Origin of the sequence: Rhizobium sp. Nf11,1 (assembly GCF_050587665.1) — a bacterium.
GTDB lineage: Bacteria > Pseudomonadota > Alphaproteobacteria > Rhizobiales > Rhizobiaceae > Rhizobium.
In genome coordinates, this window is the sequence record NZ_JBOBHU010000008.1 from 99,158 (window position 1) to 122,659 (window position 23,502).

The following is a 23,502-nucleotide window of genomic DNA, read 5'->3' on the forward strand; positions in this document are numbered from 1 at the left end:
GATTAGGCTGCAGTGATTGTACCGTTGAGGTCGCGATAAGGCTTCAGCCGCTCGGGCGTCATTTCCGTCGGCACGATCAGTCCCGCCACCTCGGCAATGCCGAGCACTGGGCAGGGCGAGACGAGATCGAACTTCTCCTCCGTCAGCAGCACATGCGTTTCGGCTGCGCAGCGGGCGATATGCCGCTTGATCGCCGCTTCCTCGAAATCGCCGGTGGAAAGCCCGTGCACGGGGTGGGCGGCGGTGACGCCGAGGAAGAAGAGATCGGGGCGCAGCTGCGAAATCGCCGCCATCGCCGCAGCGCCGGTCGCCACCATTGAATGTTTGTAGAGCCGTCCGCCGGCCAGGATCACCTCGGCCGTCGGATGGTGCTCGAGCTCGGCCGCGATCGTCGGACTGTGGGTCGCGACCGTCAGCGCCATGTCGCGCGGCAAATGCCGGGCGATTTCGGCGGTCGTCGTGCCGCCGTCGAGGAAGATCATCTGCCCCGGCCTGACCATCGCCGCCGCCGCGGCTCCGAGCCGCGCCTTGATTTCGGACGAGACGCTGCGCCGCGCCGTGAAATCCGGCAGCTCCGGTGCCAGCGGCATCGCACCGCCATGCACGCGTTTCAAGAGTCCCTCCGCCGCCATTTCCCTGAGGTCCCGCCGGATCGTGTCTTCCGAAAGCGAAAAATCCTCAGCGACACGCTTGGCGATCACCTGGCCGTCGCGGCGCAAGATGTCGAGAATCAGGGTCTTGCGCTGCGTCGTCAGCATTGTGTCTCCGCACGAAAATTCACGAGATGGCATGATCTTGCATGAAATGACTCGACATTCAAGAAATATCGTGCATTTTCAGGAAATCCCGTGCATGAGGCCGGGAGTGCTCGCACAGAAGCGGAGCGATGGAGTGGATCATGTTGATTTTGATTGCCGGGCCTTATCGGTCCGGGACGGGCGACGACCCGGAAAAGATGGCCGCCAACCTGAAGCGGCTGGAAGAACCCTCTTATGCCTTGTTCGAGGCCGGCCATGTGCCGATGATCGGCGAATGGGTGGCCCTGCCGATCTGGCACGCCGCCGGCGGCAGATCGGTCGGCGATGCGCTCTACGAGCAGATCTTCCACCCGGTCGCCGGCCGGCTGCTGCAGCTCTGCGAGGGCGTGCTGCGCTTGCCGGGTGAATCGAAGGGCGCGGATAACGACGTTCGCATCGCCAGGGAACGCGGCATCCCGGTCTGGCATCGGCTGGAGGATGTGCCGGGCTGCGGGTGAGTAAGGGTGTCCCGTGGGGCGCCCCTCACTTAGCCCTCTCCCCGTTCTGACGGGGAGAGGGGACGTGCCAAACGCAACCTTGAGATAGAGGAAGCGGGTGCGGCATGCCCCTTCTCCCCGTCAGAACGGGGAGAAGGTGGCGGCAGCCGGATGAGGGGCAGCCTCCCGGCACGCCGTTCATTGTCCGGCTCCCGAAAGCCTAGGCAACCGCCATCTCCCCCGGTTCCGGCGCACCAATCCCCGCGCTATAAGACGTGCCGAAAGGGAGTCGATAACCATGCTGACATTATATTACGCATCCGGAACCTGCGCGCTCGCAAGCCTGATTGCTCTCGAAGAATCCGGCCTTGCATTCGAAATAAAAAAGCTCAACTTCCGCGACGGCGAGCAGCGTTCGCCGGACTATCTGAAGATCAATCCGAAGGGCCGGGTGCCGGCGCTCGTTACCGAGCGCGGCGTGCTGACGGAAACGCCGGCGATCCTCGGCTTCATTGCTGAAAGCGCCCCGGCCGCGAAGCTCGCGCCGCTCGGCGATGCCTTCGAAATGGCGCGGCTGCAATCCTTGAACAGCTATCTCTGCTCGACCGTGCATGTGAACCATGCCCACCGCCCGCGCGGCTCCCGCTGGGCCGACGAGCCGGCGGCGCTCGAGGCGATGAAGGCGAAGGTGCCGCAGAATATGGCCGATTGCTTCATGCTGATCGAAGAGAAGATGTTCGAGGGCCCGTGGGTGATGGGCGAGACCTATTCGCTTGCCGATCCCTATCTCTTCGTCATGACCGACTGGCTGCCGTCCGACGGCGTCGATCCCGCCCGTTTCGCAAAGGTCAGCGACCATCACGCCCGCATGCTGCAGCGCCCCGCCGTCCAGCGGGCGCTGGCCTATGACCGGGGCTGATCCGCCCTGAGATGTTAAAACCCGTCTGTGATGCGGGGCCGGTCGTAGCCGCCCCTGCATTCACGCTGACGTCTGCCAGGGGTCGATTACGGATGCACCGGTGTCGCGGAAATCGCCGACATTGCGGGTGACGACGATGAGATCGTGGACGATCGCCGTCGCAGCGATCAGTCCATCAATGTCGCCGCGCGGCCGGATTGCTGCGATGCGGCCCCATTCCACGGCAATCTGATCGGTCACCGGAAGGATACGGCTGCCATGGTCGTGGCGCAGCTTGCGCAGCCACTCGGCTAAGTGGGTCGCGGCCTTCGGATCCGACCTCTGTTTGAGGGCAATGCCGCGCATGATCTCGCCGAGCGTCAACGCGCTCAGATGGATGCTCAGCGGATCGACGGAGCGCAGCCAGGAAACCGCCTGCGGCGTGCTGCGTCGCGCCTCAGAGACGATATTGGTATCGACGAGATACATCAGAAGGTCACGCCACGGCTGGGACTCTTGGCCCTCGCTTCGACCGCATCGGCGAGATCATCGTCCCAGGCAGGGCCGCCCAGCAGATCATCGACCAGCGTCGGACGGCCGGCACGCAGGGCGTCGTAATCGCCGGCGGACAATACGACAGCCGCGCGCTCACCGCGCAAGGTGACCACTTGCGGTCCTTCGTCTCGCGCCTTCTGCACCACTTTCGAGAACTGGTTCTTCGCGTCCTGCAATTGCCATTCCATAAACTGCTCCTGGCTAGACTGTCTAGCTATATAAGAGCGGAAGGGCGGCAGGTCAATGAGGGTGTTCTCGGCTGGCCGATCATCAGCCGCCGGCGCCCTGGTATTTGCGGGTGGCGTAGCGCCAGTGGGCGATGCCGATGAGCACCCAGACCGGGCCGGCGGCGAGCGCCACCGGCTCGGCCCAATCGCCGAGAATCGGGATCGGCTTTCCGAGCAGGGCGCCGACCGGGACCGAGCTGGTCAGCGCCAGCGGCACGGCGGTGATCAGGGTCAGCTGGATGCTGCCGGGAAAGATGTTGAGCGGATAACGCGTCAGTTCCCAGAAGCCGAAGAAGATCGAGAAGAGGTGGTTCGAGCGTACCCACATCAGTGCCGTCGCGCCGATCATGGTGATCATCGCACCGGTGAGCAGCGTCGCGCTGACGATCGCGGCCAGCAGGAACGCCACGGACGCGGCAGACCAGGCGAAGTCGACCGACAGGACAGCCCAGCAGAGCAGCGGCACTGCCAGGATAATATGGCCGGCATAGCCGATATTGAGGCCGGAAAAGACGAGATAGGCCCAGGGGCTGAACGGCTTGACCAGGAGCGTGTCGTAGGTGCCGAGTCGCACCAGCTCCTCGAGATCGCGCAATTGCACGAAGCTCATAGCCGCACCGAGAGAATAGGCAAGCAGCTGAAAGCTGAAGAGCAGCGCCAGCTCCGGCCAGGTCCAGCCGCCAAGCGTCTGGAAGCGGGCAAGCAGAATGCCGATCGTGGCAAAGACGCTGCCATAGGAAAGGATCTGCGCAAGCCGGTCGAGCCAGAAGGCGCCGCGATATTCCATTTGCGAGCGCACATGCATGCGCACCAGAATCGGAATGACGCGGAGGTGATGGAGGAGCACGATCAGCCTCCCTGCACGGTTATGCGGCGCGAGGCCAGGCGCCATAGCCAGAGCACGCCCAAAAGGAACAGTCCGGCCCAGCCGAGACCGAGGCCGAGATGCAGCCAGGTATCGGCGACGGAAAGCCTGCCGAGATAGACCGCATTGGGATAATAGACGACCCAGGCGAAGGGCAAGTGGCGGGCGATCGTCGCTAAGGGCTCGGGGAAGAACCAGAAGGGCACCAGCAGGCCGGAGAACAGATGCAGCAGGGCGCCGAGAATCCAGTCCAGCGAGAAGCTCGTCATCAGCCAGAAGGCGATCAGCCCGAACAGCGCCGACATCAGGAAGATCAGCACGAAAGATAGCGCCCAGAAGGCGATAAACATCAGACCGTGAAACAGGCTCGCCGGCGCCAGCATGCCGTAAAACAAGGCGGTGAAGGCGACGGTCGGGATCACCTGCGTCGCCAGGCGGTAGGAAAAGCTGCCGCATTCATTGGCGAAGAGATAGAGCGGATAGGAAAGCGGCTTCAGCAGCCAGACGGCGATATCGCCTGTTTTGAGCGACCGGCCGATCTCGCCGATGACCCTTTCAGGACGGGTGGCGCCCATGACAGCGCCGCCGAGCAGGGCGTAGGTCACCATCTGCTGCAGCGAGACGCCGTCGACGACGGTCGCGCCGACGCCGGCATAAACGGCGAGCCAGATGGCGACGCGGGCGACGACCTGCACCAGCTTGCCGAAGATGTTGGCCCAGACCTCGTTGCGGTAGGCGAGCTGCGCGTGGAAGGCGCTGCGTGTGAAGGCCAGATAAGCGCTCATGGTGTGGGCGCCTGGGCGTTGCGGGTGAAGGCGAGATAGGTGCTCATGAGGCTCGGGCCCTGGCGTTGCGGCCCTGGTAGAAGGTGCGGATGACCTCTTCGATGTCGGGCTCGTGCAGCGCTACATCCTTGAGGTCGCGGTCGCTACCGACCTCCGAAAGGATCTTGACCAGCGACACGTCCTCGCGCTCGATCAGATATTCCTTGCGCAGGCCCTCATCGCTGACGAGCGACGCCGTGCTGAGCCGCAATGGCCCCGGGTCACTGGCAAATTCCAGCGTCAGCCGCCGGGCCGAGCCGAGGGCGGCGCGCAGGCTGCGCAATTCGCCGTCGAAGATCAGCCTGGAGTGATCGACCATGATCAGTCGCGGGCAGATCGTCTCGATGTCCTGCAGATCATGAGTGGTGAGGATGATCGTGACGCCGCGTTCCCGGTTGATCTCGGCGAGAAAGCGCCGCACGGCATCCTTGGCGACCACATCGAGCCCGATCGTCGGTTCGTCGAGAAACAGGATCTTCGGATCGTGCAGCAGCGACATGACGATCTCGGCGCGCATGCGCTGGCCGAGGCTGAGCTGGCGCACCGCCCGGTCGAGGAAGGGCGAGAGGTCGAGCAGCTCGCTGAACTGGCGCAGATTGTTCGTATAGCGGGCGGCCGGGATATCATAGATGCGCTGGTGCAGGGTGAAGCTGTCGATCAGCGGCAGATCCCACCACAGCTGGCTGCGCTGGCCGAAGACGACGCCGATCTCGCGCGCATTATCCATGCGGGAGAGATGCGGCGTGCGGCCGAGCACCGAAAGCGTTCCTGAACTCGGCACCAGAATGCCGGTCATCATCTTGATCATCGTCGATTTGCCGGCGCCGTTCGGGCCGAGATAGCCGACTGCCTCGCCGGCCGTAATATCGAAGCTGATATCGGAAACGGCCTGAACCTCGGTATATTCGCTGGTCACCAGCGTCTTGAAGGCGCCGATGAGACCCGGAAATCTCTTGTGCTGCCGGAAGCGCTTGCTGACGCCCCGTGCTTCGATCAAAGCCGGCATGTCTATTCCCTCGGATATGAAGCGAGCCGACTCGGGCGGCGATGGGCCTGAGAACGCAGGCTAACGCGAAGTGGGATTCGTTCAAGCTGAAGTTGCGTTTCGATCGATCACTTCGGCCTTGTGTCGCCACGACCTTGATCGATCTCCGCCTGCGCTACATTGAAGGCATGGACAAGATCTACGCCTTGCTCATCGTTGCCGCGGCCATTGGGATCATCTTCCTCGCAGGCCGATGGAACACCTCGGATGCCGATCACTATATGGGCTTCGGCAATCTCCGTCCGCGCCGCAAGAGGCAGGGCGGCGATGATGATACGCAAGAAGAATGAGGCGCCTGATCGAAGGCTCTCTTCGATCAGGCGCTTCCGCGGAGGTCGGCATCAGCTCGCTTGGCGTTCGGAACGCTGACTGAGGATTGCCGATGCGTGTATCGGCATCGGCCGTTCGACGCGCCGGTAGACGCTGCCGTCGCGCGTCCGGCTCATCAGTCCGAGCTCGCAGAGTTCCCGACGCAGCAATGCGTGATCTCCAAACAGGTGCCTGTCGCGAAGAAGAGCATTGACCTCCTTCTCGGACATCTCCGTGGTCGAGGGAATCTGTGACCACAGAAGCCAAAGCGCCGTGATCTGATCCATGCGCCGCGAGGGCCAGCGCACTAGGCGGAGCTCTTCGTCAAAGCTGCGCTGAACGCGATCGATATGCTTCCGGTCGATCTCGACATAGGCGGCAGGCACGGATGCCGGTAGCTGCCCCTCGCTCTTTGCGGGACCGGCTTTTGCACGCAGGCTCTGGAAATTGCCGTAACCGGCAGCCCGTGCCAGCATGTTCAAGAATTGGAGGTGAGATGGAAGCCCTTCGTGGGCGGAGAGCTGGAGGCGCAGCGACTTGGCAAATGAGGACGCATCGCTCACCTGGAGAGGAATGAGTTTTCTGGACATGACCTATCCTTTGGTCGTGCCGTTCCGGATGGATTACCGGTGATCGCCCTTCCGACATGGCACGGGATCGATGTCCATATCTCGGTTATTGTCAGGTTTAGCGTGTTCCGAAGAACGGCGATGCCTGGGTGAACTGCAGACCCGACTCAGCAATTATCATCGGGCCCTCGATATTTCAACAGTCTTCCAGTTCGCTGGCTCCGGCAGAGGGCCCGGCGTTCCCGGCAAAGTCGGCAGCGCTAAGCGGAACCGGCCGGGTGCCGTCGACATCGGCGATGCCGTATTCCCGCGCCAATGCCGCGGCGATCAGCACCCGCCCGGATTTCGACATGAGCAGCGGGTCGCGCCACAGCCCGCCAATGACATGGCCGATGAACTGAGGTGATTCCGAATTGCTCATGTCGAAATGCTCGGCGTTCTCAAGAACGGCTTCGGTGCGGACGAGCCCCGGATAAATCGCAACGGCGGCGACACTGTGAGGGCGCAGCTCATGGGCGAAGTCTGCGGCCATCTTGTCGGCGGCGGCCTTGGCGATGCCATAGACCGCATTGCCATCGTAGAGTTGGGCGGCCCAGAAGGAGATGTTGACGATGAGGCCGCGTCGCGCCGAGATCATCAACGGAGCGACCGCGCGCGACATCATGAAAGCGCCCCTGAGCGCGGTGCCAATCATCGCCTCCCACCGCCACACCGGCTGCTCCCAAAATGGCCTGGGCCAGGTGAATTCCCCGTCTTCCAGCATACGTTCGTAGCCCGGCCATGCATTGTTCACCAGAATATCCAGCCTGCCGCCGGCCCGGATCGCTTCGGCCACCCGCTCGCTGTCGGCGTCGCTAGCGTGATCGCATCGATGGACGGAAAGGCGCCCCGGCAGTTTTGCCGCTTCAAACTCGAGCCCCTCGAGCGATCCCGCCGATCCCGCTTGCTTTGCCTCCGCCTCGAAACGCGTCCTGCCGGTCACATGAACGGTGACGCCTTCGGCAAGCAGAGCAAGGGCAATGCCGCGCCCTATGCCGCGGCTCCCGCCGGTGACCAAAGCGACGACGTCTTTCATAGTGGGCTCTCCTTGATGAGCTGGCGATCAACGCGGATAAGCGCATATCGGCAGAGAGGCTTCTGCCGGGCGATGCTTTTTGCGAGGCGCGGACCTTCTGTGCCGGCCTCTCTTCTCCACAGCCGCAGGTTTCAGCACGTCGATTATGACGGGAACAAACAAGGCGGTTCAGATGTTAGATGCAACTGGAATCCGGCGAGTTGTTCGACATGGCCAAATTTGCTCGGGGAGGTCACGTTACCTGGAATTCGGAGGCCGGGCAGGTCTCCGGCCGCATCATTGCGATCCACACCCGGGATTTCCATTACAAAGGGCATCGCCATCGGGCGACCGAGGCGTCGCCCCAGTACGAGATCAAGAGCGACAAGAGCGATCATATAGCCGCCCATAGGGAAGACGCTTTGAAAAAGGTCGGAGGACAATAAGATGAATCCGAAAAGCACCCTGAGTATTGCCGGTCATCCGATCCACCCGATGTTGATCCCGTTCCCGGTCGCTGCCTTCGTCGGCACGCTGGTCGTCGACATCTTCTACGCCAGATCAGGCGATCCCGCCTGGGCAGATGCGACCAACTGGATGCTCGGCGCCGGCCTTGTCATGGCGGCGCTGGCGGCCGTTGCCGGATTGACCGACTTTCTCGGCGACAGCCGCATTCGCGACCTGCGCGACGCCTGGTTCCATATGATCGGCAATGTCGTCCTCGTCCTGATCGAGGCCGTCAACCTCTGGCGCCGATTGGCCGAAGGCGGCGACTTCATCGTGCCGACCGGATTGGTGCTGTCGTTGATCGCGACCGCCCTTCTTCTGTTCAACGGCTGGAAGGGTTGGGAAATGGTTTATCGCCACCGCGTCGGCGTCAGCGAGGATCCGGGCAATCCGACGAGATAATGAACGGCATGCTTCAACGGCAGCATGCCCGCCTCGTCCTTCGAGGCCCCTGCGGGGCACCTCAGGATAAGGCTCTCGGAGCGCTTCGGTTCGGAACCACCAACGCCTCCAATTGGCTGCGGCACTCTCCAACGCTCCTCATCCTGAGGCACGCAGCCCAAAGGGCGGAGCCTAGAAGGACGCCCTCCAGCGCTGCTTCCTGCATTCACCACCGGCGCGATCGCCACGTCTAATTCAGCAAATGTGCGGCAGCGGTGCCCACGCGCATTTCGCCAGCTGCGGCCTGGCCTCGGCATGAAAACCGGCATCCGCTCCCAGCGGCAGATCGGCGATTTCGCGCAGCGACATGCGTTGGACCTCGGGATGCCGCAACGGGTCATCCTTCCAGGCCGGGTCGATCTGCGTGCCCGCGGCAGACTTCAAGAAAAACTTCAGCCACGACATGGCAAACCTCGCATTCTCCAGCGGCACGGAAAGATGATCACCCGGCGGCTGGTGCCGAACAAGCTCTCCCGCGCATCGTGCCATCGCTGGCCGAGCGGGGATCCTGGATGGTTGCAATGTCTGCCTGCGCCGATGCTTTTTCAATTGAGATTACTGCGGTGCCGTTATAGAAAAACTATATGAAGAACCTGAATAGCGTCCATCTAAACGGCCTGCGCGCGCTCGAGGCCGTCGGTCGTCTCGGCTCGTTGCAGGCGGCGGCAGACGAGCTCGGCGTCTCGGTCGGCGCCGTCAGCCAGCAGGTGATCAAGGCCGAAGCGCAGTTGGGGCAAGTGATCTTCGAGCGCACCGCCCGGGGCATGATCGCTACCGAAGCCGGCCGGCCGGTGCTTGCAGCGCTCGACGAAGGCTTTGCCCGTCTTTCGCAGGCAGTCTCGATCGCAAGCCGCAAGGACGATACGATCCTGACCATTTCGGTGGCGCCGGTCTTCGCCGCCCGCTGGCTCGTCCATCGGCTTCATCGGTTCGCCGAACGTTACCCCGACATCAAGCTGCGGCTGGATGCAACGACCAATCTCGTCAATCCCGCGATCTCAGACGTCGACATTGGCATCCGCGTCGGCGCCGGCAAATGGCCCGATGTGAAGGCCGAACTGCTGCTAGAGCAGGAGGTCTTTCCCGTTTGTTCGCCCGAGATGGCGGCAAACCTGAAACAGCCCGCCGACATCCTCGCTTTGCCTGCCATCATCGATGGCCTTGCCATGTTCAGCTGGGAAGTCTGGATGCGCGAGGCCGGGCTGTCGGGCGCGACGCTGTCGACGCGCCACGTCTTCAACGATGCCTCGCTCTGCCTCGATGCGGCGATCGCCGGCCAGGGCGTCATGCTCGCTTGGCAGACGCTTGCCGCCTTCGCGCTTGCCGAAGGCCGGCTGGCGGCACCCTTCGGCATTCGCGCGAAAACCGGCTTCGGCCATTATTTTGTGACGGCCGAAGGCGCGCGCGAGCCGAAGAAGGTCAAGGATTTCAAGGCCTGGATCCGCGAGGAAATGGCGGTCACCTTGGCGCTTTTCCCGTAAGTTTCAAACTTCGATCGGCTCTTTGCCGCGGGCCTCCTGCATCGCCTTGTAAGCTGGGCGAGACTGGCAGCGCTCGATCCAGGCCTTGATGTTCGGATGTGCATCGAAAAGATCCGCCTCGCTCTGGGCATAGCGCAGCACCTCGGCAATGTTGAGATCGGCGACGGTGAAGCGCTCGCCGACGATCCACTGTCGGCCGGCAAGGTGACCTTCGAGCGCCGCAAATGGCCGGCGCAGCCCATAGCAGGCGGCGGCGATCGTCCGCTTGCCATCCTCGCTGTTCTCAAGCCCGTTATCATAGGTCAGCACGATGCGCACCGAATGTGGCTCGACTTGCGAGGCCGCCCAGATCGTCCACATCGTCAGCAATCCGTCTTCCTCAACGGTTTGGCCGGAAAGCGGCCCGCCATGCTTGCGCGCGAGGTAAAGGTTGATTGCGAGCGACTCGTGCATGACGAGGTCGCCGTCGCGAATGCTGGGGATCTGCGCCATCGGGTTGAGAGTTGCGAATTCAGGCGAATGCGTGTTGAGCGGCGCCTCTTCGGCGAGCGGGTCGGCAAGCCGCCTGGCCTGCAGCACCGGCACGGAGCGGAATTCGAGCCCGAGTTCATCCGCCATCCAGTAGACGCGCGAAGCGCGCGATCGATAGACCCCATAGATTGTCAGCATGACGATATCCCCTCGCTGTGTGGCAGAAACCGTAAACGCCGGATCACCCTCGTAAAAGTCCTCGCCGCTGATGGGACGATGAAAGCTTTTGATGCGGCCGGGGCCTTCCCGACCGGATCGAGCACAATTGGGAACAATGAGAGAGCCGGCGGGTTGGACCCTGAGATTGGCGCCGCCGAGGCGCCGAAAAGCAATGAGCCGCGTGCGCAGCGCGGGCCAGGCAAAGGAGGAACTCATGACGGGCAAGAAGACGCATGAACAACAGCTTCGTGTCATCGAGAAACGCGAGAAAACCGCAAATGCCGGCAAGGATTTCGACGCCAAGGCAGATCTGCAACGCAATGAACAGGCGAAGGAAGCCGATCGCAAAGGCAATGATCTGAAGGCTGACCCGGAGCCGCGCAACGACGATCGGGCCATCGTGCGCGGCCGCAATCAGGAGAGCGAGCATAAAAAGGGAAGCGGTCGTCCCTGACGATGAAGGAATCCTGACCCTAACGGAGCTCTCGATGAGAAAGGAGCCCGATCAGAAAGGAGAATGTCATGACTTTGACATTGATCAGCAAGGCTTTTGCCCAGGATCAGCCGATCCCGAAGAAATATGCGCGCGCCGGCGAGAATCTCTTTCCGCCCCTTACCTGGAGCGGCGCCCCCGAGGAGACCAGGAGCTTTGCTCTTGTGGTTGAGGATCCGGATGCTCCGCATGGCACGTTCCGCCATTGCGGCATTGCCAATATCCCGGCTGGGTGGTGCGCACTTGCCGAAAGCGTCGATACGGCGCCGGAGCAGGCGCCGCGCTTCTACAAGAACGATTTCGGCAATGCCCGTTACGACGGTCCGCAGCCGCCAGCAGGCGATCGCCCGCATCACTACATCTTCCGCCTGGCGGCCCTCGACGTGCCGAAGCTTTCTACTCCGGATGCCGCCGGTATCAGCGCAATGTGGGCGGAGGCGAAGAAACACGCATTGGCGGAAGCGACCGTCACCGGCACCTATCAGACGCACTGAGCAAAAGCGAAGCCGCGTGTCAGGACACGCGGTTTCGCTCGACGGTCAGCTGCGCATAGGGCGCGCTGCCGCCCGCCATTTCGGCGGAGATTTGTCTGTCCCACTCAAAGCCGAGGACAGCCCCTTCGCCAACCTCCTGGAAGATGTTGTCGGTGATGACGGCCGTGCCGGCGCCCTCGGCGACCGAGACCGCGCACCCGACAGGCGCCTTGCGCACCACATTGCCGTTGACGACGACATTTCTGAGATAGGGCCCCCATCCGATCTGCAGGCCCCAGCGCGGCGCGCCCTCGATCACATTGCCCGACACCAGCGTATCGGCCTCCGCCGCAATACCGATGCCGAAGCCGACCTCGTGCGCGTAGGGGCCTTTCAGCGTCAGGTTGCGCACGACATTGCCGGTGACGCTTGCGAGCCGGCCGCCTTCGTCGAAATTGGCGATCGAAATCCCGTTTGCCGCCCCGTCGATCATATTGGCGGATACGACCGCGCCTTCGAAGGCGAATTCGACATAGATCGCCGTCTCGCCCGAGCGCCGGCACTGATTGCTGCTGATCTGGATGTTCGAGGCCGAATTGGCGCGGATGGCGGTAAAGGCGCAGTCGGAAATCTGGTTGTTCACCACCATCACCCCATCGGCGCGAAAGACATTGATGCCGTTGCCGTTCTGACCGGTGCCGCCGTCATTGGCGCGGATGTTGGAAATCCGGTTGCCGGAGACGACCGTGCCGTCCTCCGCCTGTCTCCAACGATGCACGAGAATGCCACCATTGCCGCAATCCGAGACCGTATTTGCCACGATCGAAAGATTGGCGGAATCGACAGCGTAGAGGCCGGACTGGGCGGCGCCCGAAATGCGGCTGCGTTCGATCCGCCCGCCACAGCGCTCCAGCTGCAGGCCGTGTTTGCGGCTGCCGCCGATCTCGCAATTGTCGATCAGCACCTCGTCGACGCCGGTAAATTGCAGAAGCCCGCCGGCGTAGTCGCCGAGCCAGCGGTTGCCGCCGTCGATGACGAGATTGGAAAGCTCGATGCGCCTGATGTTTTCGGCTGCAAATAGATGGCCGTCGCCGGTATAGACGATCCGCGAGGCGCCGGGCACGCCTGAGATGCGGGTATTGTCGGGCAGGCTGAGGTTGGAGATCTTATAGGTGCCGGGCGGCAGGAAGACCGGCACGTTCTCGGCCGCCGCCTGTCTGATCATCTGCTCAAGGTTGCGGATTTTGCGGTCCCCAATTTCGGGAACGGCGCGATATTCCACCGCGTCGATCGTACCGCGGAGATCCGGCTGGCTGGCAGCCGTCAGCGGCGAGGCAAGCGTGCGCGATGTCCCGCCCGCAAGCGCGGAGGCGCCGAGAAAGAGAAGCATGTCGCGGCGAAAAGGCATTCCGGGCTCTCCTGTCATGACGCGCCCGTAGCAGAAAACGTGCCAGCCCGCCTGTCTTCTTTTGGCACAGGCCCGTCACATCAATCCGAAATTCTTGCTGGGACAGGGACCGACGGCAGGATCTCGCCGCTTATATTGGTGTGTTATTCACTCTTTCATTTAAGCAACCCGAAGGGAATGGAGACTACTTTGAAGGGAAAATAAATGGATGTTGCGGGCCTTCAGCCGCTGCGGGAGAATGGCGTTATGCACGAAGCGAGTGCCGGGCGATGGGAATCGCTCGATTCCCTGACGGCCGAAACACGGCGCTTCGTTGCCGCGACCGAAGCGATGATGGCGTCGACCGCCCATCACTTCTCGGAAGGCGTTGAGAACCTGCGCCTGAAGGCGATTATCCACGAACTTCCGGACTTCCTCTACGTCAAGGATCGTGACAGCCGCTTCGTCTTCGCCAACGCCGTCACGGCGGCCAGCCTCGGCCTCAGCGCCGAAGAGATCGCCGGCAAGCGTGATTTCGACCTGTTCGATTTCGAGGCGGCGCGCCGCCATTTCGATATCGAGCAGCAGATCATGGCGAGCGGCGTAGCCCGCATCGACATGGAGGAGACGGTCGTCCTTCCTGGCGCCGCCAAGCCGGTATGCCGGCTGACCTCGAAAATACCGCTGCGCAACGATCGCGGCGAGGTCGTCGGGCTGATCGGCGTTTCCCGCGATATCACCGAACGCAAGCTGCAGGAGGATCTCCATCGCGGCCAGGCGAAACTGCTCGAGATGATCGCCCGCAATGAACCGCTGCCGATGATCCTCGAAGCGCTGGTGCTGATGATCGAAGCCCAGCTGACGGGAATCGACGGCTCGGTTCTCCTGCTCGACGGCGAGGGCACCCGGCTTTATCACGGTGCGGCTCCCAATCTTCCCGGCGGCTATAGCCGGCTCATTGACGGTGTCACCATCGGCCCCAAGGTCGGCTCCTGCGGCACCGCCGCCTGGCGCGGCCAGCCCGTCATCGTCGAGGACGTGCTGAGCGATCCGCTGTGGGAGGATTTCCGCGCGCTGGTTGCGCCTTTCGGCTTTCGTTCCTGCTGGTCGACGCCGATCGCGACCTCGCAGAATAATGTGCTCGGCACCTTCGCCCTCTATTCCCGGGAGGTACGCCGTCCGACGGAGCATGAAATGAGGCTGCTGGCGCTCGCCACCCACATCGCCGGCATCGCCATCGAACGCAAGCGCGTCGACGATCGCATCCATTTCATGGCGCATCATGACGATCTCACCGGCCTGCCGAACCGCGCCTTTCTGAAGGAAAGGCTGGCCGGCATCCTCGACCAAGCCCGGCGCAACAATCGCAAGGTCACCGTCGCCTATATCGATCTTGATAATTTCAAGGAGGTCAATGACGGCCGCGGCCACGCCGCCGGCGACGAGGTGTTGAAGGAGATCGCCACCCGCATGGCCAACAGCATCCGTCCCTCGGATATGGTGGTGCGGCTCGGCGGAGACGAATTCCTCGTGGTGCTCGTCCACCAGTCGAGCCACGATGCCGGCATCACCCGCCGCCTTCGCGATCTGCAGAAGGCGATTACTCGGCCGATGCAAGGCGAGAGCGGTGAGATCATCATCACCTCGAGTATCGGCGTCGCCGCCTTTCCCGTGGACGGCTCCACCTCGGAAGAGCTTCTCGCCAATGCCGATCGCGCCATGTATCGCGCCAAGCAATTCGGCCGCAACACGCTGCAGCATCATGATGGCGACAGCAGCGGGGTCGGCATGCCGCGCGGCGAGCAGGAGGAGCTCCACCAGGCGATCACCGGGGATCAGCTGTTCCTGGAATATCAGCCGCAGGTCGATGTCGCCAGCGGCCGTATCACCGGCATCGAGGCGCTGGTCCGCTGGCACCATCCGGCAAAGGGCAGGGTGCCGCCCTTCGATTTCATTCCGCTCGCCGAAGAGACCGGCCTCATCGTTCCCCTCGGCCTCTGGGTCCTGAACGAGGCCTGCCGTCAGGCGCGCAGCTGGCAGGATATGGGCCTGGCGCCGCTGACGATCGCCGTCAATGTTTCGGCCAAGCAGTTCGCCGATCCGGATTTTGCCAGCCATGTCGCCGAGGCGCTGGAGCGCAACCGCCTGCAATCCCGCTGGCTGGAGCTCGAGGTCACCGAAAGCGTGGTGATGCACGATGCCGAGCGTGCGCTCGCCATGATGGAGCAGTTGAGGGCGCTCGGCGTGCGCCTGTCGATCGACGATTTCGGCGCCGGCTATTCCAGCCTTGCGGCACTGAAGACCTTTCCCTTCGACAGGCTGAAGATGGACCGTTCGCTGGTAGAGGCCCTGCCGGGCGACAAGACGGCGGTCGCCATCGCCTCGGCCGTGATCTCGCTGGCGCAGACGCTGAAGCTGTCGGTTCTCGCCGAAGGCGTCGAGACCGATGCCCAGATGGATTTCCTGCGGCAGGCTCACTGCGAGGAGGCGCAGGGCTACCGCTTCTCCAAGCCCGTCCTGCCGGAGGTGGTGCCGCTGTTGCTGCAGGCGCAGCTTCTCTGAACTTTTCCTAAGCCGGTCGCCAGCCGATCGTTGGTTTAGACTCGAATGATATTGAGACGCAAAGCGCTGACCACCGCCTGCGTTCTCGTCGTGCATCCCAGCTTCCTGATCACGCTGCCGATCTGGTTGTTGACCGCGTTTTCCGACAGGTCGAGAAGCTTCGCAATTTCGCTGCTCTTCCTGCCTCCGGCCGTCAGCCTCAGGCAGTCCAGCTCGCTCTGTGTAAACGCAACCGGCTTGTGTTTCTCGTTCAATGTCAGCTGTGACAGCCGATCATAGATGAGCGTCGCGATAAACAGGATCTTCGCCATTTTGACCATGCTGAAATTGCGGGGTCCCGAAATCGACAGGGCACCGCGTCCAGCCGCGGCGTCATGAACGGGGAAATAGGCGCCCCTTTCCATGCCGTACCGCCTGAACAACTCGATGACCGTGGACTTTTTGCCTTCTCCGCGATCGGTATTGATCGCCTCGACATCATAGTTGAATGGGCTGGTCGATCTCAGCATCCGCCGGATGACCGGACTGTCGACCATCAGGTTATGGGCGTCGTAGTAATCGACCATTTCCGCCGGCCAGTTGGTGATGATCTTCGTTGCGCCTATTTCGACGACGTCGACCGTAGGGAGCGTCATGATGAGGAAAGCCGTCATTCCCAGATCCTGGGTAAGACGCTTCATGTATTTGAACACTTCGTAATGCGTCTTGAAGCCTGCAGCGACTTCCTCAATTCGATTGAACTCGGCCTCGAGCGGCATGTCTTCTCCGATCGCCCTTCGCATCCGGCGCTTGGCGCTGATGTGTCCTCTGATCCGCTCGTATCGAAGTCGATTCTGCACGCTCGAAGGACGGTGAAATATGCACCGGCACAGGAAAAACGAAAAGGCTTTTGGCTGCCGGGAACAGGCGGGCGGCTGTTGATTAACAAAGAGTAAACCGATCTTCGAACTATTCTCGGCGGGCGGAGGCTAGAAAACACTGGCATCACGCTCGAAATCCTTCCCGGAAGATCGGTTGCGGAACCCGAGCGTCGACCCAAGCCACTGATTATAATTTATTATTTTTCAGAACGGTTCGCTGGTCAGGCATTCTGCTCCGCGACAGCTCGGTTAAAGGAAGCTTAAAGAATTTATCGGATTTTATTTCCGGGGTGCCCGTCCAGCGCAAGCCCGCGGTGGGTGGCGGCAGTCATGCGCTCGATTTGAGCGAGGGGGAACAGCATGAAGAAGATAGGATTCGGCTTCGGTTCGGATGCCAAGGCCGTGCTTTCAGCGATGAGCAGGTCGCAGGCCATCATCGAATTCGACCTTACCGGCAAGATTCTCACGGCCAATGCCAATTTCTGTGCCGCCCTCGGTTACGAATTGTCTGAGATTGTTGGCCAGCATCACCGGATGTTCGTCGAGCCGGCAGAAGCCTCGTCGGGCGATTATCGCGAGTTCTGGGCGAGGCTCAACCGAGGCGAGTTCGATCAACGCCAGTACAAACGCATCGGCAAGGGCGGCAAGGAAATCTGGATCGAAGCCTCCTACAATCCGGTTTTCAGCGGCGGGAAACCCTACAAGGTGGTGAAGTTCGCGACCGATATCACCAAGCAAAAGCTGCAGAGCGCCGAGGATGCCGGCAAAATAAGCGCCCTGTCGCGCGCTCAGGCGGTTATCGAATTCACACCGAAGGGCGAGATTCTGACGGCGAACGAGAATTTCCTGTCGGCGCTCGGTTATCAGCTTGCCGAGATCCAAGGGCGCCACCATTCGATGTTTTGCGACAGCGCTTACGTTAACAGTGACGATTACCGGCGGTTCTGGACGCGCCTGTCAGGTGGCGAATTCGTGGCGGATGAGTTTCTGCGCATCGGCAAGGGCGGCAGAAAGGTCTATATCCAGGCCTCCTACAACCCGATCTTCGATATGAACGGCAAGGTGTTCAAGGTCGTCAAGTTCGCGACGGACGTGACCGCCCGCGTCAACAACGTCGATCAGCTGGCGGCGTCCCTGATGGCGCTTTCCGGCGGTGATCTGACCCAGGAAGTCGCAACTCCATTCATTCCGACGCTGGAAAAAATCCGGACCGACTTCAACGCCGCCGTCGGCAAGCTGCGCGCAGCGATGCAGGCCGTGGCCGAAAACGCAACCGGCATCGCGGCCGGAGCTCAGCAGGTTCGTTCCGCCTCGGACGATTTGTCGAAGCGCACGGAACAGCAGGCGGCCTCTGTCGAGGAAACCGCAGCCGCCCTTGAGGAGATCACCACAACCGTCTCCGATTCCAGCAACCGCGCTCAGGAGGCCGGCCAGCTGGTGCGGAGGACCCGCGAGAATGCCGAGCGCTCCGGCGCGGTTGTCCGCAACGCCGTCGAAGCCATGGGCAAGATCGAAACATCGTCGGCCGAGATCGGCAATATCATCGGCGTGATCGACGAAATCGCGTTTCAGACCAATCTGTTGGCGCTGAACGCCGGCGTCGAGGCGGCACGCGCGGGCGATGCCGGCAAGGGTTTTGCCGTAGTCGCACAGGAAGTTCGCGAGCTGGCTCAGAGATCGGCCAAAGCGGCGAAGGAGATCAAGGAGCTGATCAGCGCCTCCAACGAGCACGTGAAGAGCGGAGTGAGCCTGGTCGGGGAGACCGGCAAGGCTCTGGAAGAAATCGTCGCTCAGGTTCAGCAGGTCAACGGCAATGTTCTGGCAATCGTCGAAAGCTCCAAGGAGCAGGCGACGGGATTGAAGGAAATCAACACCGCGGTTAACACCATGGATCAGGGTACGCAGCAAAATGCGGCCATGGTCGAGGAATCGACGGCCGCCGCCCACAGCCTCGCCAAGGAGGCCGACGCGCTCTTCCAGCTGCTGGGGCAGTTTAACATCGGAAGCGGGGGCTTGCGCCAATCACGCCCCGCCGTGGCAACCGCGGCTTCCAGACCCATTCCATCGGCACCGCGTGCAATGGCCGCGAAGGTGAGCGCGGCCTTCCACGGCAATACGGCAGTCGCCGGCGGCGATTGGGAGGAGTTCTGAGGCGCGCGGAGACTCCGCCTCATTTCATGAGCTTGCCGATCGTCTCGATCTCATTCGTCCACAGGCCTGCCGCATAATCCCGCGGCAGCCGCGCCAACTGCGCGGCATCGTCGATGCCGGTGGAAAAATCGCCGCCGCGATAGGGGCCGAGCACGAAAACCTCCGTTCCGGCATCCTGCATCCGGTTGAGAAAGCGGTCCGGCCAGCCCCACAGCCAAGGCGCGATATTGATCGGCACCAGCATCATCCGATGCTTGCAGGCCTCGGGCAGGAGGCCGGTCCAGCCATAGCCGATATAGCCGAACAGGCAGCCCTTCAGGCTTTTGCGCGAGGCGGTTTTGATATCCGGTGCGAGCCGGCCGAGAACGTCGATCGGCTCGTCGCCGCCATAGACGATGATGCCGGCCCGCTGTGCCGCCGGAAGCGCGTTCAGCACGGCGGCGAGCTTTTCCCCCTCGGACGGATCGCGGCTCTTGATGTTGATGAGAAAGCGCCGATCTGGAAAGGTCGAAAGTACTTGCGCCAGCGTCGGCATCATGCCGATGCCCTGGCCGCGAAAGGGAAAGGTCTTGCCGCCGTCGGCGGTATAGCCGTATCCGATGTCGAGCCTTCTCATTTCAGCCATCGAATGCTTGCGGGTCACGCCGTGCCCGTCGGTGCGGCAGTCGAGCGTCCAGTCGTGAAAGACGGCGAATTCGCCGTCCGTTGTCGGATGCACGTCCATCTCGACGACATCTGCGCCGGCGGCGAAGCCCGCCTGCATCGAGGCAATAGTGTTCTCCAGATAGTCGTGTTTCGGCGGCAGCATGCGGCTCGCCGTGCAGGTGTCGTTCTTCAGGTCGGTCTCGTCGAACCGTTGGGCGATGCCGCGATGAGCGAGCAGCACCGGCTTTCCCGGCCGATGCTCGGCAATGCGGCTGGCATTGTTGAGATAAATGCCGGCGGCCGCGAGCGCGATCGCCGCCGCGCAATAGAAAAGCTTCCTGCCCATCTCTTTGCTCCTCATGATTGCATCGACGAAGGCAACAGCTAGAAAGCGATTCTGGTTGTTCTTGGGCTGTTTTCCGGCTTTTCTATGCGCGGGATTATTCGCCGGAAAGGATTGGGACCGCTATGGAACGACAGGACGACGAGCTCATTCATTTCGAAGCGCAGGGGGCGGCCCCGCTGCCATTGGCTGCTGTCGAAGGCCATGTCGGGCGCGCAGGCGCCCGCATCTGGTATGCGAGCTACGGCACAGGCCCTGCCGTCATTCTGCTGCATGGCGGCCTCGGCCATAGCGGCAACTGGGGCTACCAGGTCCCGGCGCTCCTTGCCAGTGGCCGCCGTGTCGTGCTGATCGATAGCCGCGGCCATGGACGAAGCACCCGCGATGTCAGTCCCTACAGCTATGAGCTGATGGCTGCCGACGTGTTGGCGGTGATGGACGAACTGCGGCTGGAAACGGCGGCGTTCGTCGGCTGGAGCGATGGCGCCTGCATCGCGCTGATCCTCGCCATGACGGCGCCGTCGCGTGTCGAGGGCGTCTTCTTCTTCGCCTGCAACATGGATCCGAGCGGCACGCTGGAATTCGTTCCGACCCCGGTCATCGACCGATGTTTCGCTCGCCACGCCAAGGATTATGCGGCATTGTCCGCCACGCCGGACGATTTCAATTCCTTCGTCGAGGCGGTCAGCCTGATGATGCGGACCGAGCCGAATTATGGGGCGGCCGACCTCGGCCGCATCGGCGTTCCGGTCGCGATCGTGCTCGGCGAACACGATGAATTCATCAAGCCCGAGCATGCCGAATATCTTGCCGGCAGCATCCCGGACGCTCAGATGATCTACCTGCCCGGCGTCAGCCATTTCGCGCCACTGCAGCGGCCGGCGGAGTTCAACGCCGCGATTTTATCCTTTCTCGACGGGATCAGGTGATGACAATCGCTTCCTCTGGCCCCGCGCCCGTTTCCCGCTATCTCTTGCATCATGAGAGCTGATGCGCTGCTTTATCCCGCCCCGGAAGGGCTCTATTGCCCGGAAGGCGGCTTTTACGTCGATCCGGTGCGGCCTGTCGAACGGGCGCTCGTCACCCATGGCCATTCCGACCACGCCCGGCCGGGGCATGTGAACGTGCTAGCCACCCGTCAGACGCTCGACATCATGCGCCTGCGTTATGGCGAGGGCTTCTGCGCCAGCGAGCAGATAGCCGATTTCGGCGAAGAGCTGGGGATCAATGGCGTCAAAGTGAGTTTTCACCCCGCCGGCCATGTGCTCGGCTCGGCTCAGATCGCCATCGAGAGGAACGGCACCCGCATCGTCGTCTCCGGCGATTACAAGCGCCGCCCAGACCCGACCTGCGCGCCCTATGTGCCGGTCGCCTGCGATGTCTTCATCACCGAGGCGACCTTCGGCCTGCCGGTTTTCCATCATCCAGATCCGATCGACGAGACCGGCAAGCTGCTGGCCTCGCTCCGGCAATTTCCGGAGCGCACCCATCTCGTCGGCGCCTACGCGCTCGGCAAGGCCCAGCGCGTCATCCGGCTGCTGCGCGATGCCGGTTATGCCGAGCCCATCTATATCCACGGCGCCATGGAAAAGCTCTGTGATTACTATGTCGGCCAAGGAATAGATCTCGGCGAGCTGCAGCCCGCCACGATCGAAAGCCGCGACAAATCCACCTTCCGGGGCGCCGTCGTCATCGGCCCGTCCTCGGCCTTCGCCGACCGCTGGGCGCGACGCTTCAACGAGCCGCTGCCGGCTTTCGCCTCCGGCTGGATGATGGTGCGCCAACGCGCCAAACAGCTCGGCGTCGAACTGCCGCTCGTCATCTCCGATCATTGCGACTGGCCGGAACTGACCGAAACGATCCGCGAACTGAATCCGGCTGAAGTCTGGGTAACCCATGGCCGCGAGGAGGCGCTGGTGCGCTGGTGCCACCTGCAGGGTATCAAGGCGAAACCGTTGCATCTCGTGGGCTATGAGGATGAGGCGGATTGAGATGAGCCGGAGAACGCGTCAAAACCCCTCCCCAACCCCTCCCCACAAGGAGGAGGGGCTTAACCTGCCGCTCCGTCCAGCCACAAAATCATCGCCGCAAACGCTGTGGTTGAAAGAAGGCGGGGCAGTGCCGCGCGTTAGCCCCTCCCACCTGTGGGGAGGGGTTGGGAAGGGGTCTTCTCCTCGCAAAGTTGGGGAGGAATTTTCTCCCGGAATGCGGAGGCCCGCATGAAAGCCTTCGCCGACCTCCTCGACCGCCTGGTCCTGACCCCCAGCCGCAACGGCAAGCTCAAGCTGCTCACCGATTATTTCCGCGATACGCCCGACCCGGACCGCGGCTACGGCCTTGCCGCCATCGCCGGCACGCTCGAAGTGCGCGACGTCAAGCCTGCTATGCTGCGCGACCTGGTGCTGGAGCGCATGGACGAGGTGCTGTTCCATTATTCCTACGACTATGTCGGCGATCTCGCCGAAACCATTTCGCTCGTCTGGGACAATGAGCGGGACATAGACCGCTCGGCCCTGGCTCAGCCGCGCCTGGGTGAGGTCGTCAAGCGCATGAACGCGCTCGGCCGCACCGAAGTGCGCGCCTATGTCCGCGATCTGCTCGACCGGCTGGATTCCTCCGGCCGTTTCGCCTTCATCAAGCTGACGACCGGCGCGTTGCGCATCGGCGTTTCCGCCCGTCTTGCCAAACAGGCGCTGGCCGATCTCGGCGGCAAGGACGTCACCGAGATCGAGACTCTCTGGCACGGCCTGCAGCCGCCTTACGAGACGCTGTTCCAATGGCTGGCGGGCGGCGGCGACAAACCGGCGCTGGCGACACCGGCGATCTTCCATTCCGTCATGCTCGCCAATGCCGTGGAGGAGGGAGACCTGGCAGGTCTCGACCCGGCCGACTACGCCGCCGAGTGGAAATGGGACGGCATCCGCGTCCAGCTGTCGCGCTCCGGCGACAGGCGGAAGATCTATTCCCGCTCCGGCGACGACATTTCGGGCGCTTTTCCCGATATTCTTGAGGCGATCAATTTTTCCGGCGTCGTCGACGGTGAGCTGCTTGTCGGCGGCACCGCCCGCTCCAACAGCCCGACCCGCACCTTCTCCGACCTGCAGCAGCGCCTGAACCGCAAGACGGTGACGGCGAAGATGCTCGACGATTATCCTGCCTTCATCCGCGCCTACGACCTGCTCTTCGACGAGGACGAGGATATTCGCGGCCGAACCTATGTCGATCGCCGCGAGCGCCTTTCCGATATCATCGACCGCGCCCCCCACGACCGATTCGACCTCTCGCCGCTCGTGCCTTTCTCCTCATGGGAGGAGCTCGATGCTCTGCGTGCGGCCCCGCCTGATCCGGTGATCGAGGGCGTGATGATCAAGCGGCGCGACAGCATCTACCAGGCCGGCCGCATGAAAGGCCCCTGGTTCAAGTGGAAGCGCAACCCCTACAATGTCGATGCGGTGTTGATGTATGCCCAGCGCGGCCACGGCAAGCGCTCCAGCTATTATTCCGATTTCACCTTCGGCGTCTGGGCCGATGACGCGGACGGCGAACAGCTGGTGCCGGTCGGAAAGGCCTATTTCGGTTTCACCGATGCCGAACTCGAACTGCTCGACAAGTTCGTGCGCAACAACACCACCGAACGTTTCGGCCCGGTACGGGCCGTCCGCGCCGACCGGGATTTCGGCTTCGTCGTCGAGGTGGCCTTCGAGGGCATCAACCGCTCGACGCGGCACAAATCGGGGGTCGCCATGCGCTTCCCGCGCATAGCCCGCCTTCGCCCCGACAAACCTCCTTACGAGGCCGACCGGCTGCGCACGCTGATCGCCATGATCGATGCGAAGCCGGAGTGACCCGAGGCATGTCCCCAACGCTTGCAGCGGCTTGGGAAAGTCAT

The 23,502-nt window shown here is 62.4% G+C and carries 26 protein-coding genes; 13 read left to right on the plus strand and 13 right to left on the minus strand.

Going from position 1 to position 23,502, the window contains the following annotated elements; genetic code table 11:
* Positions 1-2: 2 nt before the first annotated feature.
* Positions 3-758: a DeoR/GlpR family DNA-binding transcription regulator gene (locus tag ACQ7C1_RS14130; protein ID WP_430958711.1), complete on the minus strand. Its 756-nt coding sequence runs from the start codon at positions 756-758 to the stop codon at positions 3-5.
* 140 nt (positions 759-898) lie between these two features.
* Here ACQ7C1_RS14130 and ACQ7C1_RS14135 point away from each other — a divergent pair, with 140 nt between their 5' ends.
* Together ACQ7C1_RS14135 and ACQ7C1_RS14140 are read left to right on the plus strand one after the other, a co-directional pair.
* A complete protein-coding gene (locus ACQ7C1_RS14135; protein ID WP_097601544.1) occupies positions 899-1,255 on the plus strand; it encodes a DUF4406 domain-containing protein in 357 nt (118 codons plus the stop codon).
* Positions 1,256-1,532: 277 nt separating this feature from the next.
* Entirely contained in the window at positions 1,533-2,153 is a 621-nt protein-coding gene (locus ACQ7C1_RS14140; protein WP_430958712.1) for a glutathione S-transferase family protein, read from the plus strand.
* A 60-nt stretch (positions 2,154-2,213) separates the two neighbouring features.
* Here the strand turns inward: ACQ7C1_RS14140 and ACQ7C1_RS14145 are convergent, their stop codons facing one another.
* The 5 genes from ACQ7C1_RS14145 to ACQ7C1_RS14165 form a co-directional block, all read right to left on the minus strand.
* On the minus strand, positions 2,214-2,621 hold the full coding sequence (locus ACQ7C1_RS14145; RefSeq protein ID WP_183703443.1) for a type II toxin-antitoxin system VapC family toxin: 408 nt from the start codon (positions 2,619-2,621) through the stop codon (positions 2,214-2,216).
* Positions 2,621-2,875: a type II toxin-antitoxin system Phd/YefM family antitoxin gene (locus ACQ7C1_RS14150; protein WP_097599927.1), complete on the minus strand. Its 255-nt coding sequence runs from the start codon at positions 2,873-2,875 to the stop codon at positions 2,621-2,623. The genes ACQ7C1_RS14145 and ACQ7C1_RS14150 overlap by 1 nt, the downstream gene beginning before the upstream one ends.
* Positions 2,876-2,957: 82 nt before the next feature.
* A complete protein-coding gene (locus ACQ7C1_RS14155) occupies positions 2,958-3,761 on the minus strand; it encodes an ABC transporter permease (protein ID WP_311044522.1) in 804 nt (267 codons plus the stop codon).
* Positions 3,762-3,763: 2 nt separating this feature from the next.
* Complete coding sequence (locus ACQ7C1_RS14160; protein WP_430958713.1) at positions 3,764-4,564, minus strand: ABC transporter permease; 801 nt, start codon at positions 4,562-4,564, stop codon at positions 3,764-3,766.
* A gap of 43 nt (positions 4,565-4,607) precedes the next feature.
* On the minus strand, positions 4,608-5,609 hold the full coding sequence (locus ACQ7C1_RS14165) for an ABC transporter ATP-binding protein (RefSeq protein WP_430958714.1): 1,002 nt from the start codon (positions 5,607-5,609) through the stop codon (positions 4,608-4,610).
* Positions 5,610-5,650: 41 nt separating this feature from the next.
* Between ACQ7C1_RS14165 and ACQ7C1_RS14170 the strand changes: the two genes are divergently transcribed.
* Positions 5,651-5,938: a hypothetical protein gene (locus tag ACQ7C1_RS14170; RefSeq protein ID WP_430958715.1), complete on the plus strand. Its 288-nt coding sequence runs from the start codon at positions 5,651-5,653 to the stop codon at positions 5,936-5,938.
* A 51-nt stretch (positions 5,939-5,989) separates the two neighbouring features.
* Here ACQ7C1_RS14170 and ACQ7C1_RS14175 read toward each other — a convergent pair whose 3' ends face one another.
* Complete coding sequence (locus ACQ7C1_RS14175; protein WP_430958716.1) at positions 5,990-6,547, minus strand: DUF2087 domain-containing protein; 558 nt, start codon at positions 6,545-6,547, stop codon at positions 5,990-5,992.
* A 175-nt stretch (positions 6,548-6,722) separates the two neighbouring features.
* Positions 6,723-7,601, minus strand: a complete 879-nt coding sequence (locus ACQ7C1_RS14180; RefSeq protein ID WP_430958717.1) for an SDR family NAD(P)-dependent oxidoreductase — start codon at positions 7,599-7,601, stop codon at positions 6,723-6,725.
* Between the two features lie 209 nt (positions 7,602-7,810).
* On the opposite strand from ACQ7C1_RS14180, the gene ACQ7C1_RS14185 reads away from it, so the two are divergent.
* Positions 7,811-8,026 carry a DUF2945 domain-containing protein gene (locus ACQ7C1_RS14185; protein WP_430958810.1) on the plus strand — a complete coding sequence of 72 codons (216 nt, stop codon included), beginning with the start codon at positions 7,811-7,813 and terminating at the stop codon, positions 8,024-8,026.
* A gap of 1 nt (position 8,027) precedes the next feature.
* Positions 8,028-8,489, plus strand: coding sequence for a DUF2231 domain-containing protein (locus ACQ7C1_RS14190; protein WP_430958718.1), 462 nt, complete (start codon positions 8,028-8,030; stop codon positions 8,487-8,489).
* 234 nt (positions 8,490-8,723) lie between these two features.
* On the opposite strand, the gene ACQ7C1_RS14195 is transcribed toward ACQ7C1_RS14190, so the two are convergent.
* Entirely contained in the window at positions 8,724-8,933 is a 210-nt protein-coding gene (locus ACQ7C1_RS14195; RefSeq protein WP_430958719.1) for a hypothetical protein, read from the minus strand.
* Positions 8,934-9,112: 179 nt separating this feature from the next.
* Here ACQ7C1_RS14195 and ACQ7C1_RS14200 point away from each other — a divergent pair, with 179 nt between their 5' ends.
* On the plus strand, positions 9,113-10,009 hold the full coding sequence (locus ACQ7C1_RS14200; RefSeq protein ID WP_430958720.1) for a LysR substrate-binding domain-containing protein: 897 nt from the start codon (positions 9,113-9,115) through the stop codon (positions 10,007-10,009).
* Between the two features lie 3 nt (positions 10,010-10,012).
* Here ACQ7C1_RS14200 and ACQ7C1_RS14205 read toward each other — a convergent pair whose 3' ends face one another.
* Positions 10,013-10,678: a glutathione S-transferase family protein gene (locus ACQ7C1_RS14205; RefSeq protein WP_430958721.1), complete on the minus strand. Its 666-nt coding sequence runs from the start codon at positions 10,676-10,678 to the stop codon at positions 10,013-10,015.
* 235 nt (positions 10,679-10,913) lie between these two features.
* On the opposite strand from ACQ7C1_RS14205, the gene ACQ7C1_RS14210 reads away from it, so the two are divergent.
* Both ACQ7C1_RS14210 and ACQ7C1_RS14215 read left to right on the plus strand, forming a co-directional pair.
* On the plus strand, positions 10,914-11,153 hold the full coding sequence (locus ACQ7C1_RS14210; protein ID WP_430958722.1) for a hypothetical protein: 240 nt from the start codon (positions 10,914-10,916) through the stop codon (positions 11,151-11,153).
* A gap of 68 nt (positions 11,154-11,221) precedes the next feature.
* Positions 11,222-11,686 (plus strand): YbhB/YbcL family Raf kinase inhibitor-like protein, encoded by a 465-nt coding sequence (locus ACQ7C1_RS14215; protein ID WP_430958723.1) that lies wholly within the window; start codon positions 11,222-11,224, stop codon positions 11,684-11,686.
* A 19-nt stretch (positions 11,687-11,705) separates the two neighbouring features.
* On the opposite strand, the gene ACQ7C1_RS14220 is transcribed toward ACQ7C1_RS14215, so the two are convergent.
* The gene (locus ACQ7C1_RS14220; RefSeq protein WP_430958724.1) at positions 11,706-13,073 is read right to left on the minus strand and encodes a TIGR03808 family TAT-translocated repetitive protein; all 1,368 of its coding nucleotides are present in this window, start codon (positions 13,071-13,073) and stop codon (positions 11,706-11,708) included.
* A gap of 246 nt (positions 13,074-13,319) precedes the next feature.
* On the opposite strand from ACQ7C1_RS14220, the gene ACQ7C1_RS14225 reads away from it, so the two are divergent.
* A complete protein-coding gene (locus tag ACQ7C1_RS14225; RefSeq protein ID WP_430958811.1) occupies positions 13,320-15,614 on the plus strand; it encodes a sensor domain-containing protein in 2,295 nt (764 codons plus the stop codon).
* 35 nt (positions 15,615-15,649) lie between these two features.
* On the opposite strand, the gene ACQ7C1_RS14230 is transcribed toward ACQ7C1_RS14225, so the two are convergent.
* A complete protein-coding gene (locus ACQ7C1_RS14230; protein ID WP_430958725.1) occupies positions 15,650-16,372 on the minus strand; it encodes an autoinducer binding domain-containing protein in 723 nt (240 codons plus the stop codon).
* A 462-nt stretch (positions 16,373-16,834) separates the two neighbouring features.
* Between ACQ7C1_RS14230 and ACQ7C1_RS14235 the strand changes: the two genes are divergently transcribed.
* The gene (locus tag ACQ7C1_RS14235) at positions 16,835-18,625 is read left to right on the plus strand and encodes a methyl-accepting chemotaxis protein (protein WP_430958726.1); all 1,791 of its coding nucleotides are present in this window, start codon (positions 16,835-16,837) and stop codon (positions 18,623-18,625) included.
* Positions 18,626-18,644: 19 nt separating this feature from the next.
* Here the strand turns inward: ACQ7C1_RS14235 and ACQ7C1_RS14240 are convergent, their stop codons facing one another.
* The gene (locus tag ACQ7C1_RS14240) at positions 18,645-19,616 is read right to left on the minus strand and encodes a glycerophosphodiester phosphodiesterase family protein (protein WP_430958727.1); all 972 of its coding nucleotides are present in this window, start codon (positions 19,614-19,616) and stop codon (positions 18,645-18,647) included.
* 122 nt (positions 19,617-19,738) lie between these two features.
* Here ACQ7C1_RS14240 and ACQ7C1_RS14245 point away from each other — a divergent pair, with 122 nt between their 5' ends.
* From ACQ7C1_RS14245 to ACQ7C1_RS14255, 3 genes are all read left to right on the plus strand, one after another.
* Positions 19,739-20,542 (plus strand): alpha/beta fold hydrolase, encoded by an 804-nt coding sequence (locus ACQ7C1_RS14245; RefSeq protein WP_430958728.1) that lies wholly within the window; start codon positions 19,739-19,741, stop codon positions 20,540-20,542.
* A gap of 51 nt (positions 20,543-20,593) precedes the next feature.
* Positions 20,594-21,604: a ligase-associated DNA damage response exonuclease gene (locus tag ACQ7C1_RS14250; protein WP_430958729.1), complete on the plus strand. Its 1,011-nt coding sequence runs from the start codon at positions 20,594-20,596 to the stop codon at positions 21,602-21,604.
* 228 nt (positions 21,605-21,832) lie between these two features.
* On the plus strand, positions 21,833-23,458 hold the full coding sequence (locus tag ACQ7C1_RS14255; protein ID WP_430958730.1) for a cisplatin damage response ATP-dependent DNA ligase: 1,626 nt from the start codon (positions 21,833-21,835) through the stop codon (positions 23,456-23,458).
* Positions 23,459-23,502: the final 44 nt, after the last annotated feature.

Bases quoted from the DNA above. Each gene is read 5' to 3' on its own strand.
- ACQ7C1_RS14225 (WP_430958811.1), top strand. From the start codon at position 13,320: ATGCACGAAGCGAGTGCCGGGCGATGGGAATCGCTCGATTCCCTGACG.
- ACQ7C1_RS14235 (WP_430958726.1), top strand. From the start codon at position 16,835: ATGAAGAAGATAGGATTCGGCTTCGGTTCGGATGCCAAGGCCGTGCTT.
- ACQ7C1_RS14160 (WP_430958713.1), bottom strand. From the start codon at position 4,564: ATGAGCGCTTATCTGGCCTTCACACGCAGCGCCTTCCACGCGCAGCTC.
- ACQ7C1_RS14150 (WP_097599927.1), bottom strand. From the start codon at position 2,875: ATGGAATGGCAATTGCAGGACGCGAAGAACCAGTTCTCGAAAGTGGTG.
- ACQ7C1_RS14215 (WP_430958723.1), top strand. From the start codon at position 11,222: ATGACTTTGACATTGATCAGCAAGGCTTTTGCCCAGGATCAGCCGATC.
- ACQ7C1_RS14135 (WP_097601544.1), top strand. From the start codon at position 899: ATGTTGATTTTGATTGCCGGGCCTTATCGGTCCGGGACGGGCGACGAC.
- ACQ7C1_RS14245 (WP_430958728.1), top strand. From the start codon at position 19,739: ATGGAACGACAGGACGACGAGCTCATTCATTTCGAAGCGCAGGGGGCG.
- ACQ7C1_RS14205 (WP_430958721.1), bottom strand. From the start codon at position 10,678: ATGCTGACAATCTATGGGGTCTATCGATCGCGCGCTTCGCGCGTCTAC.
- ACQ7C1_RS14175 (WP_430958716.1), bottom strand. From the start codon at position 6,547: ATGTCCAGAAAACTCATTCCTCTCCAGGTGAGCGATGCGTCCTCATTT.
- ACQ7C1_RS14255 (WP_430958730.1), top strand. From the start codon at position 21,833: ATGAAAGCCTTCGCCGACCTCCTCGACCGCCTGGTCCTGACCCCCAGC.
- ACQ7C1_RS14145 (WP_183703443.1), bottom strand. From the start codon at position 2,621: ATGTATCTCGTCGATACCAATATCGTCTCTGAGGCGCGACGCAGCACG.
- ACQ7C1_RS14195 (WP_430958719.1), bottom strand. From the start codon at position 8,933: ATGTCGTGGCTGAAGTTTTTCTTGAAGTCTGCCGCGGGCACGCAGATC.
- ACQ7C1_RS14185 (WP_430958810.1), top strand. From the start codon at position 7,811: ATGGCCAAATTTGCTCGGGGAGGTCACGTTACCTGGAATTCGGAGGCC.
- ACQ7C1_RS14250 (WP_430958729.1), top strand. From the start codon at position 20,594: ATGAGAGCTGATGCGCTGCTTTATCCCGCCCCGGAAGGGCTCTATTGC.
- ACQ7C1_RS14230 (WP_430958725.1), bottom strand. From the start codon at position 16,372: ATGCCGCTCGAGGCCGAGTTCAATCGAATTGAGGAAGTCGCTGCAGGC.
- ACQ7C1_RS14240 (WP_430958727.1), bottom strand. From the start codon at position 19,616: ATGGGCAGGAAGCTTTTCTATTGCGCGGCGGCGATCGCGCTCGCGGCC.
- ACQ7C1_RS14140 (WP_430958712.1), top strand. From the start codon at position 1,533: ATGCTGACATTATATTACGCATCCGGAACCTGCGCGCTCGCAAGCCTG.
- ACQ7C1_RS14190 (WP_430958718.1), top strand. From the start codon at position 8,028: ATGAATCCGAAAAGCACCCTGAGTATTGCCGGTCATCCGATCCACCCG.
- ACQ7C1_RS14165 (WP_430958714.1), bottom strand. From the start codon at position 5,609: ATGCCGGCTTTGATCGAAGCACGGGGCGTCAGCAAGCGCTTCCGGCAG.
- ACQ7C1_RS14210 (WP_430958722.1), top strand. From the start codon at position 10,914: ATGACGGGCAAGAAGACGCATGAACAACAGCTTCGTGTCATCGAGAAA.
- ACQ7C1_RS14130 (WP_430958711.1), bottom strand. From the start codon at position 758: ATGCTGACGACGCAGCGCAAGACCCTGATTCTCGACATCTTGCGCCGC.
- ACQ7C1_RS14170 (WP_430958715.1), top strand. From the start codon at position 5,651: ATGGGCCTGAGAACGCAGGCTAACGCGAAGTGGGATTCGTTCAAGCTG.
- ACQ7C1_RS14180 (WP_430958717.1), bottom strand. From the start codon at position 7,601: ATGAAAGACGTCGTCGCTTTGGTCACCGGCGGGAGCCGCGGCATAGGG.
- ACQ7C1_RS14220 (WP_430958724.1), bottom strand. From the start codon at position 13,073: ATGCCTTTTCGCCGCGACATGCTTCTCTTTCTCGGCGCCTCCGCGCTT.
- ACQ7C1_RS14200 (WP_430958720.1), top strand. From the start codon at position 9,113: ATGAAGAACCTGAATAGCGTCCATCTAAACGGCCTGCGCGCGCTCGAG.